The organism is Psychrobacter sp. APC 3426 (assembly GCF_030408035.1).
Taxonomy (GTDB): domain Bacteria; phylum Pseudomonadota; class Gammaproteobacteria; order Pseudomonadales; family Moraxellaceae; genus Psychrobacter.
Map to the genome: position 1 here is coordinate 52,940 of NZ_JASDCF010000017.1, position 11,869 is coordinate 64,808.

Genomic DNA, 11,869 nt, shown 5'->3' on the forward strand with positions numbered 1-11,869 from the left:
TCCCAAAAATTACTACAATATAAAACTTAACCCATTATCTTAGCGAAAACGGCTGTAAAATACTACAATGAGCGCGCAACTAACACTATTGAAAGATAAAAAACGTTAAGGATATTTGGACATGGGCAATCGTTTAAGCAAAATATATACGCGTACTGGAGATGATGGCAGCACTGGCATGGCTGATGGTAGTCGTGTGAGTAAAGCTGACAACTTATTTAGTGTGATGGGTGACATCGATGAGCTGAACTCGCACATTGGTCTGATTCGTGCTCAATTGCTACACAATAAAGGACAGTCGATAGGAAAAGAGTTCTCTGCAGCCTTGGTCATCATCCAGCATTTACTCTTTAATATCGGTGGTGAGCTTGCGATGCCAGAGTATGAAGGCGTCAATGCAAGCCATATTGAATGGCTAGAGCAGCAAATCGATACGATGAATACCACCCTGCCGCCGCTCAAAGACTTTATATTACCAACCGGTTCAGTATTGGTCAGCCAGCTGCATGTGGCACGAAGTGTCTGTCGACGTGCTGAGCGCCAAGCGGTCTTATTGCAGCAAGCGCGCCCACAAGCGATTCGCAATACGGCACTGAGCTTCATCAATCGCTTATCTGATTGGTTATTTGTCGCTGCGCGCTTTTGCACTGACCCTGAACAAGTCTCTGAAGTATTGTGGGACAGTGAAGTATTAAAGACGTTTGCAGATAGTAAGTAACATTCGACCGTCAACCACTCAAACATTAGCCTGTTCAACAATTTTTAGAAAAACAATTTTGATAAACACTTATATGAAAACGCCCACCGTGTAAAAGCGGTGGGCGTTTTCATTAGCGATGTAACAACAATATCTTAGCAGCTCGTTAAAAAGCAGCTGACAAACCAAACCTTATTGCTTAATAAGTCGCGCTTTCATCTTCAACGATAATCATATCGATACTTTCATCTTTAGGGACTGCTTTTGGCGCTGCTTGATTCACTGGCTTTTTGGCTTCAGTAGTCGATGCGGCTGCCGTTGTGTTGCTTTCTGCAGGGGTACTCGAACCAGTATTTGAGCTATTGGCACTTGAACTATTTTCGGTTGAACGACTGGCACTTGGCTTATTGATAGTGGGTGGCGTCGCAGGCTCAATAGGACGAATCGGTTGAACAGGCGTTACCGTTCTAGGCTGACGTGCTGGCGCTGATTGATTGTCATTGTTCTGTGCCGCTGAACGGCGACGAGCGTTCTGCTCAGCTGCACGTTGAGCGCGCGCCTCATCCATCGCCGACTTGAATACAGACGCTGCCATCACATCGGCTACGACAGTAATCAAGGCTGGTTGACCAGCAATGCGCGTACGTACTTGGCCACCTTGAGTGCCAACCACATAAGTAAAGGCATCATCAACGAGCATATTATTATTAATGCGAATGTTATTTTGTGCTAGACGAGATTGTAAACTTGGCTGATTATTAGCTGCTTGTACTTGACTGGCTTGATACAAATCTTCGCTTGGTAGCGTCATGCTCACGCTTGCCTGACAGGTCGTCATACCATTAGCATTGGCTGCTTGTAGCACAGCGGCGTTTTGCACATCAATCATAATGCCATTGGTTTTGTCACTGACCACGCCACTCGCTAGGCTAATCTCAGCATCGTTGGCATAGTTAGCAGCCAGGGTTTGCGCTTGTTGATTGAGCGTATTCTTTAGAGCTGATTTAAGGCGATCTTGCACCATAGGATCATCACAACTGATCGCAGGCGCAACACTATTTTCAGCATCGACCGTCTCTTGTTCTGTGAGCTCTGCTGGCTGAGTGGTATCTTCCTTCTCTGAGCGATCACAGCCTGCAAGCGCCAAACTACATGCTATGCCAATACCAGCAGCTTTCTGCCACTTGCTCAAACTTATATTTGCTACGCTCATACTAACTCTACTCCCAATTTACAGGTTCGTACCGCCACTGACTGACAGTGTTCAACATTCAAATCGCAACGCTAGCTGCTACAGATATGAAAACCACATCATTATACGGTGTTTAAATCAAATGGTCATTAGTGTAGCCCATGGATATACAAATAGTGCCCCTCATTGTGGAAAAAACCTGCGTTTGGTTGCAAAAACATAACAAACATTCGCAGATTTGGACTTTAAAAAGTCATATTCAAAAAAGTACGGATTGCATCGCAGTTTTTGTTAGACGTCGTTGATATGACGCTATATGATTGGGCATAAAAATCATCGATAATTGGTGCATATGATAAATTTTAGAGATACGTTATTACTAGGTCATCGAGGCGCACGCGGTGAAGCGTTAGAAAATACCTTTTCAGGCTTTCAATACTCTCAAAATCTTAAGTCAAGAGGCTTAGCAGGCGTAGAGTTTGATATACAACTAAACGCTGACGGTCACTTAATCGTATTCCACGATGACGATCTAGAGCGTATGTGCGGTCGACAATCACGTATTGACCAGTTAAAACTGACTGAGATTCAATGCCAATTGCAGTTTGGCCAACCCATTATGACATTGGCAAGCATAGCGCCTGCACTTAGTGGATTTAACGTTATTGAGCTGGAAATTAAGACGCATAGCCGTACCAACTACGCGGAGTTGATTGCAGCGCTTCGGCAGGCATTTATTGATACACCTCTTGCCAGCTTACCAGTTGTATTGACGAGCTTCGATGTCGAGTTACACAACCGTTTGCAACGTCACAAACTATTATCTCATATGCCTCGCGGCTTGCTTATTCGTACGCCAGAAGCGTTGGCAAGCGCGACCAATACCGCATTGCAACTCGGCTGTATTCAACTGGGCATTCATTATCCGCTTTTGACCCAAGCCGTCATCAAGCATAGCCACCGTTATGGATTGCCCGTAAGTGCTTGGACGGTTAATGATATTCCCACCATTGAGCAGCTCATCAAATGGGAGACTGATGTCATCATTACGGATTTTCCAAGTCATTTGCTGTTGCCTTGACCGAGTTATCCGTACTTTTTTGATATTTAATCATTTTTTCGATAAACGCATTCTTTCCTACATATCTATCCTTCTTGTTACACTTCTCCTTCATGTCTGATAAGTCACTCGTATTTTTGATCAATACATTCTATAATCCATACAAGTTATTGTTATTTAGCAATATTTTTATAGTGTATAAGTGTTCACTTTACACGCTTTTTAAGGTACTATGGTGGCTTAAATTAATACCGCTAGGGATATTATATGATTGCAAAAAAAGCACTTGGCTTACCGCTTAAAGGCTTACGTTTCGCTATCAAATCTGGTGATACGCTTGTAAAGACCGCCAGCACTCAAGTAACGCGTTTTAAAACTCGTTTTGATGAGAAAAAAGCGCAAATGGCGCTTGATGAGCAGCCGGTTGCCAAACGCAACTATGCAAATGCTGCCAATCAAGTCGACGCTAATGCAGAAGACAGTATCGACATGCGCGAGTTTGAATTTACCAAAGCGCCCATCAACTGGATTCCAGCGGCTATTTTAGTAGCGACGCCAATTGCTGCTGCTGTGATTACGCCATGGTATCTATGGACTCATGAAGTTAGCGCTCCTGTTTGGGGTGTGTTTGGTGCCTTTATGGTATGGACGGGTATCAGTATCACTGCCGGTTACCATCGTCTGCTATCGCACCGTGCTTACAAAGCGCACCCTATTGTCAAAAACTTTTTATTGTTAGGTTCAACCTTAGCCGTACAAGGCTCAGCGTTTGATTGGGTTTCTGGACATCGTACTCACCATCGTCATGTAGATGATCGTTTGGACGATCCATATTCAGCACAGCGTGGTTTTTGGTTCAGCCATATTGGTTGGATGCTACGCAACTACCCTAGCGGTAAATTTGATTATAAAAACATTCCTGATTTGACCAAAGACAGAGTCTTACAGATTCAGCATAAATATTATGGTTTGTGGGTAGTTGCCATGAATGTTGGTATGGTTGCTGCTATTGGTTGGCTCATTGGTGATGTTTGGGGTACTTTACTGATCGCTGGTTTGCTGCGCTTGGTATTAACTCATCACTTCACCTTCTTCATCAATTCGCTATGTCATATGTTTGGTACACGTCCTTATACGGATACTAATAGTGCTCGTGATAACTTTTTCTTAGCTATCTTTACGTGGGGCGAGGGTTATCATAACTATCATCATTTCTTCCAGTATGATTATCGTAATGGCGTGAAATGGTGGCAATATGATCCAACAAAATGGTTGATTGCTGGTTTATCAAAAATCGGTTTAACGACGGATTTGCGTACTGTTGATGATACGACTATTAAGCATGCCGAAGTGCAAATGCAGTTCAAAGCAGCACAACAGCAGATCGATACAGCCACAAGCACTGGGCTTGATCTTCCTCATGCGATGAAGAGCTTCCAAGACCGCATTAAGTTTGAATACGATGCATTTAAACAAACTGTCGAAGAATGGCAATCACTGAAAGCTCAAACTATTGCAATGAAAAAAATAGAATGTGCTGATCGCTTACGTGAAGTTGATGATAAGTTGAAGCATGATTATGCCAAAATCGAACAGAAAATCCTTGAGCATAACAGCAATCTAAAAACCGCCTTCCGCTCTATTGGCGCAAACGAAAAAGCGGCTTAATTAACTTCTGATTTGTTTTATAATTTTGAAGCTTCTCCATCCCCCTATCCGTCCTAGATAGGGGGATTTTTTTGCTTATAATTTATCGTTTATGTCATTCTAGCTACTTCTAATAATTTTATTATCATAATAAATAATCAAATATATCGGTTAAACTGTGACGACCTCTAATCTAAAAACAATAACAATCTCGTTCATCACATTCAGTTAATTAAAGACCGAGGAATTTATTTTTTGGTTAGATATTACAAGAGACGGACAGAGTGCAACGATGCCATATGAGAGCTATGCTATAGTGGCATTCTCACTTTTATATTTTAATGGAAACGGCCTGTATGCGTTATCAAAACACTTACGTCAACCTAGACACGCGCCTTTATCATGAACAGCCACCGACGCCACTAGACAATCCTCGTACCGGTCACTTCAATACTCAAGTTGCACAGCAGTTAGGCTGGACAAACGACGAAGACCTGATGACTAATTGGGTTGAGATATTGGGCGGACAATACGTGCCAGCTGATTTTAAACCACTATCAATGGCCTATGCTGGTCACCAGTTTGGGCAATGGGCTGGGCAATTGGGCGACGGACGCGGTTTACTCATGGCGCAGGTACTCGATAATGGTGGACATCCACAAGACTTGCATCTTAAGGGTGCTGGCTTGACACCCTATTCACGTATGGGTGATGGACGCGCAGTCTTACGTAGTACCATTCGCGAGTACCTGTGCGGTCATGCATTGACCCAGCTTGGCATCCCCTCGTCTAACGCTCTGGGGTTTGTGGTATCTGATACGAGAGTGCGCCGTGAGCGTATCGAAGCAGGTGCAGCACTAATGCGTGTGGCAGACAGTCATATTCGTTTAGGTCATGTCGAATGGATTGCCAGCTTTGCCCCTGATGTACTGGGTGAGTTCACTGACTATATGATTGACACTTACTATCCAGAGTGCCGCGATAGCGAAACGCCTGTCTTAGCTTTCTTGACCGCAGTGGTCGAGCGTACGGCCCGTATGATTGCTGATTGGCAATTGATTGGCTTTGCTCATGGTGTGATGAATACAGATAACTTATCTATCACGGGCAGTACTTTGGACTTCGGGCCGTTTGGCTTTATGGAGCGCTTCAATCCTGCTTGGATCAACAATCACTCTGATCATACTGGTCGTTATTCTTACCAAAACCAACCGGCTATTGGTCATTGGAATCTCAACGTCTGGCTACCACATTTTATGCGTTTAGAAGGCGTGACACGTGAGACGTTAGCAGACTGCTTAGCGCCTTATGAAGCAACCTTTATGCAGCATTATCAGCAAGGACTGTGCCGTAAGCTTGGCTTACCGCATCAAAGAGAAAGCTTAACCTTAGCGTTTGAATGGTTAACCTTACTAGAAGACAACTTGCTCGACTATAGCAATAGTTTCCGGGCATTGCTTGGTTTGGTCGCCCCAAATGAGCACCCTCATGAGCAGCAATTGCTATCAACCATGACTGCTGAGTTTAATAATGAAGCACTAGAAGTCTGGCAAAATTGGTCAACACGATATTTGACTCAAATTAAACAGCTGCCTACCGAGCAAGCTATCCATGATATGCAGGCTAATAATCCTGTTTATGTACTGCGTAATAGTATGGCACAGCGCGCCATTGATGCAGCAGAAAAAGGGCAGTTTGAAGAAGTGAACCGTGTGTTTGAATTGCTGGCTAACCCTTATAGCGTACAGGACATCGCAATCGACCTCGATACCATGCCACCCGCCCCACACGCACCGCAAATGCCAATCAGTTGCTCATCTTAATAAGCCGGTCACTGCCAGAGATGCTGAAAGGATTACTGATGGTTGTCTGTGTCTTTTAGCATTATCAACTGGCTAAATAATGAATATCAATTTATTATATTATTCACACAATTCACAGCAGTTGACTAGGCAGTGAATTGTCAATAATGCTAGAATAACCTTTTTTGCGGAATTGCTCTTTTTACCTGATCTTTAATCGCCGATTATAAACCTTTAATTTTAGCTTTATAAAGTCAACGCACCCTTAAACTATTATCATTCCATGACTGTTTGAGGGTGAGACGTTTTTATCAACATTTACTTTATTCCAATTTATTTCAACCATGGCAATTATTATGAATGACGATACCACTTTGAATACGGATAACCTTAGTACGGAAAAAGAGCAGTTTGAACAAGCTGCCCTGCACTATCATGAGTTTCCACGCCCAGGTAAAATCTCAGTCACCCCTATCAAACAGTTGGCAAACCAACGCGATTTGGCACTGGCCTATTCGCCAGGTGTGGCAGTACCTTGTCTTGAGATTCAAAGAGATCCGACGCTGGCTGCAAAATATACAGCTCGTAGCAACTTAGTTGGTGTTATCACCAACGGTACAGCGGTACTGGGTCTAGGTGATATTGGTCCATTGGCATCAAAACCAGTCATGGAAGGTAAAGGCGTTCTATTTAAAAAATTCGCGGGTATCGACGTTTTTGACATTGAAATTGCACAAAATGATCCAGATAAGTTCATCGAAGCGGTCGCTTCTCTTGAGCCGACCTTTGGTGGTATCAACCTAGAAGACATCAAAGCACCAGAATGTTTCAAAATCGAGCGCGAATTGCGTGAGCGTATGAACATTCCAGTATTCCATGACGATCAACATGGTACTTCAATCATCGTTGCCGCTGCCCTACTCAACGCTTTGTTGATTACTGGCAAAAAAATCGAAGAGATTAAAGTCGTCTGTTCAGGTGCAGGTGCTGCAGCCATCTCTTGCTTAGATATTATCTGTGCGCTTGGCGTTGATAAAAACAACATCTTAGTTTCTGACTCACGCGGTATCATTACCACCAGCCGTGGAAACCTTGATGAAACCAAACAGCGTTATGCTCGTGACACCACTGCTTCTAGTATCGAAGAAGTCATGGATGACGTTGATATGTTCCTAGGCCTCTCTATGCCGGGCACATTGACCGAAGACATGGTTCGCCGTATGGCAAAAGACCCAATCGTCTTTGCACTGGCCAACCCTACTCCTGAAATCATGCCTGAGCTGGCACATGCTGTTCGCCCAGACGTTATCATGGCAACAGGTCGCTCAGACTATCCAAACCAAGTAAACAACGCGCTTTGCTTCCCTTATATCTTCCGTGGTGCATTGGATGTCGGCGCAACAGCGGTTAACGAAGAGATGAAAATCGCTTGCGTTAAAGCCATTGCTGCCATGGCACATGTTGAAGCAACACCAACAAGCAACGTCAAAAACATCGAACAGATGAAAAGCTTTGGCCGTGATTATTTAATCCCTGGCCCGCTAGAGCCAAACCTAATCATCGAGATTGCCTCTGCTGTTGCTAAAGCAGCAATGGATTCAGGTGTGGCGACACTGCCTATCGCTGACATGAAAGCATATCGTCAGAGCCTATCTGAGTTTGTCTATAACTCAGCATTCGTGATGAAGCCTATCTTTGCTCGCGCTAAAGCAGATCCAAAACGTATTGTTTACTGTGAAGGCGAAGACAACAACGTCCTATTGGCCGTACAAGTGGTTGTCGACGAAGAGCTGGCTCACCCAATTTTAGTCGGTCGCCCAGCGGTCATCGAAGACCATATCGAAAAACTTGGTCTACGTCTAAAAGATGGGGTGAACATCACTATCATCAACCAAGATGATGATCCTCGTTATAAAGACTACTGGCAAGGTTATTATGAGAAGAACAAACGCCGCGGTGTGAGTATCGAGCTTGCTCGCCGTGATGTACGTCGTAAGACCACGCTAATCGGTTCACTATTGGTCGATAATGGTGATGCGGATGGTATGATTTGTGGTACGTTCAGTCATTATCAACTGCACTTAGACTATGTACAAAGTGTCATTGGCAAAAAAGAAGGCGTTAATGACTTCTACGCGATGAACGCTGTATTGATGCAGGACCGTAATATCTTTATTGCAGACACCTACGTCCACGAAGACCCAACAGCTGAGCAATTGGCTGAGATGACTATATTGGCAGTAGATCAACTACATCGCTTTGGTATCACGCCACGTGTTGCGCTGGTCTCACACTCTAACTTCGGCACATCAAACCGTGCTAGCGCTGTGAAGATGCGCAAGGTCTATCAAATCTTGACGGACATGAATGTCGACTTTGATTTTGAGGGTGAAATGCAAGGTGATGCGGCTCTAAACGAGACCATCCGCCTAGAAGATATGCCATCAAGTCCGCTAAAAGGCTCTGCCAACCTGCTTATCTTGCCGACGCTTGATGCAGCAAACATTGCTTTTAACTTGCTAAAAACAGCAACAAATAGCGCCTCTATCGGCCCTATCTTGCTAGGCACTAGTAAGCCAGTTCACATCCTAACCCCTTCAGCAACTGCTCGTCGCGTGGTCAATATGACTGCCCTTGCCGTTACTGAAGCTCAGGATTTGGAAAACGAAAATAAGTAATCGCTTGTTTAAAGTAGCATCGTAATATTAGCATGGTCTCTGGCATTTTTTGTAGAGACCGTCTGATATACTAAAACCAGTCAACACTCATTACATGATGTTGACTGGTTTTTTTTGCTTCTTATAAATTGACTAAGGCACAACCTTATTCGATATCAATATCAGTCATCCATTACTCTACAATCAGAGGCTCTCATGCAAATTTACCTTGTCGGCGGTGCCGTACGTGATCAACTGTTAGGCCGTCCTATCAAAGACAAAGACTTCGTCGTCGTTGGCGCAACGGTCGCTGACATGTTAGATGCAGGGTTTCAACAGGTGGGCGCAGACTTTCCTGTATTTTTGCATCCGGCTACCCATGAAGAGTATGCACTGGCACGCACCGAACGTAAACAAGGGCTCGGCTATCAGGGATTTAGCGTGCATGCGAGCCCTGACGTAACCTTGCGTGAAGACTTACAACGTCGCGATTTGACCGTCAATGCAATGGCAATAGAAGTCAGTAGCTTAACTGATGATACCCCGGTCAACGGTGAAGTCATCGATTACTATGGTGGCTTGAATGACATAGAGAGCAAAACTCTGCGTCATGTATCCGAAGCTTTTAGCGAAGACCCACTACGGGTGTTAAGAACCGCTCGATTTTATGGACGTTATTATGACTTGGGCTTTACCATCGCCGATGAAACACTGACATTGATGCGCCAATTGGTCAGATCAGGAGAGTTAGCACATTTAAGTAGTGAACGTATTTGGCAAGAATCAAGCCGTGCCACCATGCAGCTATCGCCTCAAGTATATTGGCAGCAATTGTTTGAAATTGATGCGCTTACCGAGTACTTTGCCCCATTACATGATGCTTGGAATAAGACTCATATACGAGAGACGGTGCAGACAGCACTATATTTCGCCGGTCAGATGCAACTCAACCTCTCACAGCGTTGGGCATTGTTAATGTCGAGTCTCAATGCAGACCTATTCAATATTACAGAAAAAGCATCAAATCACCATCAATTAACAGCTGCCAAACATATCAGTCAGATAGGCAATACCGCCAAAGTGCCAAAAATACAGACACAATTTGCTAACTTATTCGTTCAGCAAGCCGAACAACTCAGCGCCATAGATGCCCTTAGTGCCGCTGAAAAAATTGACCTTATACAAACTTGCGGCGCTCATAAAGAGCCTGAAAAAATCTCACAGCTACTAGTGTGTAGTCAGGTACTACAATTGGCATCAACACACCGTCAGATGATGTTAGCGCTAGGGAGCTTTCATGCCATCAGTATGGATCATATTGAATCAGGACTGCAAGGTCCTAAGATTGGTGCTGCACTACGGCAAGCCAGAATACAACATTTAGAAATACAACATACCTAATAACTTTTCACTCTAAATAAGTAGCCTAGATAAGTACCTTTAATTATTACCTCAAACACGCATTTTAGGTCATAAAAACAACCACTATGAACCAGAATTTACATACCAATACAGCAAAAGCTGTCAATACTTCAGCGCCAGTCATGCTAGTAACAGGTGGCGCTAAGCGTATTGGCGCAGCCATCGTTAAGACCGCTCACCAGCAAGGCTATCGAGTCATCATTCATTGCCATCAGAGTGAGCAAGAAGCAAACGCGTTAGCTGCTCAACTCAATAACAGTCGTAAGGATAGCGCTACCGTACTCGTTGCCGATTTGAGCGTAGTCAATGAGCCGAGCAACTTGAGCAACTTTGCCTCAAATATTATAGACAGCTTCGGTCAACTAGACGTTTTGGTACATAATGCCTCGCGTTTTTACCCAAGCCCGCTTGGTCATATTGACCACTCGCAATGGGATGAGTTGTTTTTGACCAATGCCAAAGCGCCCTTACTATTAAGCCAAGGATTATTACCGCATTTAAAACAAACACAAGGCTGTATTATCAGCTTATTGGACATTCATGCCCATGGCAGACCTTTTAATAACTATACTGTCTATAGCATGGCAAAGGCCGCTCACCGTATGATGGTGCAATCCTTAGCATTGGAGATGGCACCAGATGTGCGGGTCAATGGTGTTTCTCCCGGTGTAAATATTTTACCTGAGGCTGATAGCGATCAAGCGCTAGATGTACATCAGCAAAAAAGTATTGTTGACTCCATACCCATGCAGCGAATAGGCAAACCTGACGAGATTGCTCATAGTGTGCTTTATCTGGCGCAAGCCAGCTACGTCACTGGCGAGATAATTACCGTTGATGGGGGGCGCAGTCTCACCTTGGCTGGCGGTATTTGATAGAAAGATAAAGATTTGGGCACAATATCTCTATTACTTCCTATCTTTTACTTGAAAATTTAAAAAAATCAGGTATCATTGTGCGTCTAACGTTAGGGCCCATAGCTCAGTTGGTTAGAGCAGAGGACTCATAATCCTTTGGTCGTAGGTTCAAGTCCTACTGGGCCCACCAAATTCAAACCCTTACAGTCATTGACTTGTAAGGGTTTTTTATTGTCTAAATTTCATGCAAGTGCACTGATATAATTAATTTTTTGATACTATCTTGATACTTTGACCCTTGTAGTAATTAAAGTATGATGACTACTAACACTATGGTTATATACTGCTGCATGGGTGATATATGAAAGTTAAACTTACCAAAAAACTTATTGATTCAATAGACTATACTGAACCGCCCCGACTATATCGGAGAGTGGATTGCTTGAGTCAGGCAGCTTTGTCTGACTCAGTAAGACTATCATAGTATCGTCTCTCAAACTCAAAAGGCGACACATAACCAATCGTACTATGAATG

At 43.8% G+C, this 11,869-nt stretch carries 8 protein-coding genes and 1 tRNA gene; 8 read left to right on the forward strand and 1 reads right to left on the reverse strand.

Annotation, left to right across the window (positions count from 1 at the left end):
* The first annotated feature begins 121 nt into the window (after positions 1–121).
* Positions 122–718 carry a cob(I)yrinic acid a,c-diamide adenosyltransferase gene (locus QL919_RS09415; RefSeq protein ID WP_290189289.1) on the forward strand — a complete coding sequence of 199 codons (597 nt, stop codon included), beginning with the start codon at positions 122–124 and terminating at the stop codon, positions 716–718.
* Positions 719–896: 178 nt separating this feature from the next.
* Here the strand turns inward: QL919_RS09415 and QL919_RS09420 are convergent, their stop codons facing one another.
* Complete coding sequence (locus QL919_RS09420; RefSeq protein ID WP_290189290.1) at positions 897–1,910, reverse strand: hypothetical protein; 1,014 nt, start codon at positions 1,908–1,910, stop codon at positions 897–899.
* 331 nt (positions 1,911–2,241) lie between these two features.
* On the opposite strand from QL919_RS09420, the gene QL919_RS09425 reads away from it, so the two are divergent.
* The 7 genes from QL919_RS09425 to QL919_RS09455 all read left to right on the forward strand — a co-directional run bounded on the left by QL919_RS09425 (position 2,242) and on the right by QL919_RS09455 (position 11,524).
* Positions 2,242–2,970 (forward strand): glycerophosphodiester phosphodiesterase, encoded by a 729-nt coding sequence (locus QL919_RS09425; protein WP_290189291.1) that lies wholly within the window; start codon positions 2,242–2,244, stop codon positions 2,968–2,970.
* A gap of 468 nt (positions 2,971–3,438) precedes the next feature.
* On the forward strand, positions 3,439–4,617 hold the full coding sequence (locus QL919_RS09430; protein WP_290189299.1) for a fatty acid desaturase: 1,179 nt from the start codon (positions 3,439–3,441) through the stop codon (positions 4,615–4,617).
* 335 nt (positions 4,618–4,952) lie between these two features.
* On the forward strand, positions 4,953–6,419 hold the full coding sequence (locus tag QL919_RS09435) for a protein adenylyltransferase SelO family protein (RefSeq protein WP_290189292.1): 1,467 nt from the start codon (positions 4,953–4,955) through the stop codon (positions 6,417–6,419).
* Positions 6,420–6,754: 335 nt separating this feature from the next.
* Positions 6,755–9,076, forward strand: a complete 2,322-nt coding sequence (locus tag QL919_RS09440) for an NADP-dependent malic enzyme (protein WP_290189293.1) — start codon at positions 6,755–6,757, stop codon at positions 9,074–9,076.
* A gap of 195 nt (positions 9,077–9,271) precedes the next feature.
* The gene (locus QL919_RS09445) at positions 9,272–10,456 is read left to right on the forward strand and encodes a tRNA nucleotidyltransferase (RefSeq protein WP_290189294.1); all 1,185 of its coding nucleotides are present in this window, start codon (positions 9,272–9,274) and stop codon (positions 10,454–10,456) included.
* A gap of 86 nt (positions 10,457–10,542) precedes the next feature.
* Positions 10,543–11,352 (forward strand): pteridine reductase, encoded by an 810-nt coding sequence (locus tag QL919_RS09450; RefSeq protein WP_290189295.1) that lies wholly within the window; start codon positions 10,543–10,545, stop codon positions 11,350–11,352.
* Between the two features lie 95 nt (positions 11,353–11,447).
* A tRNA-Ile gene (locus QL919_RS09455) sits at positions 11,448–11,524 on the forward strand.
* Positions 11,525–11,869: the final 345 nt, after the last annotated feature.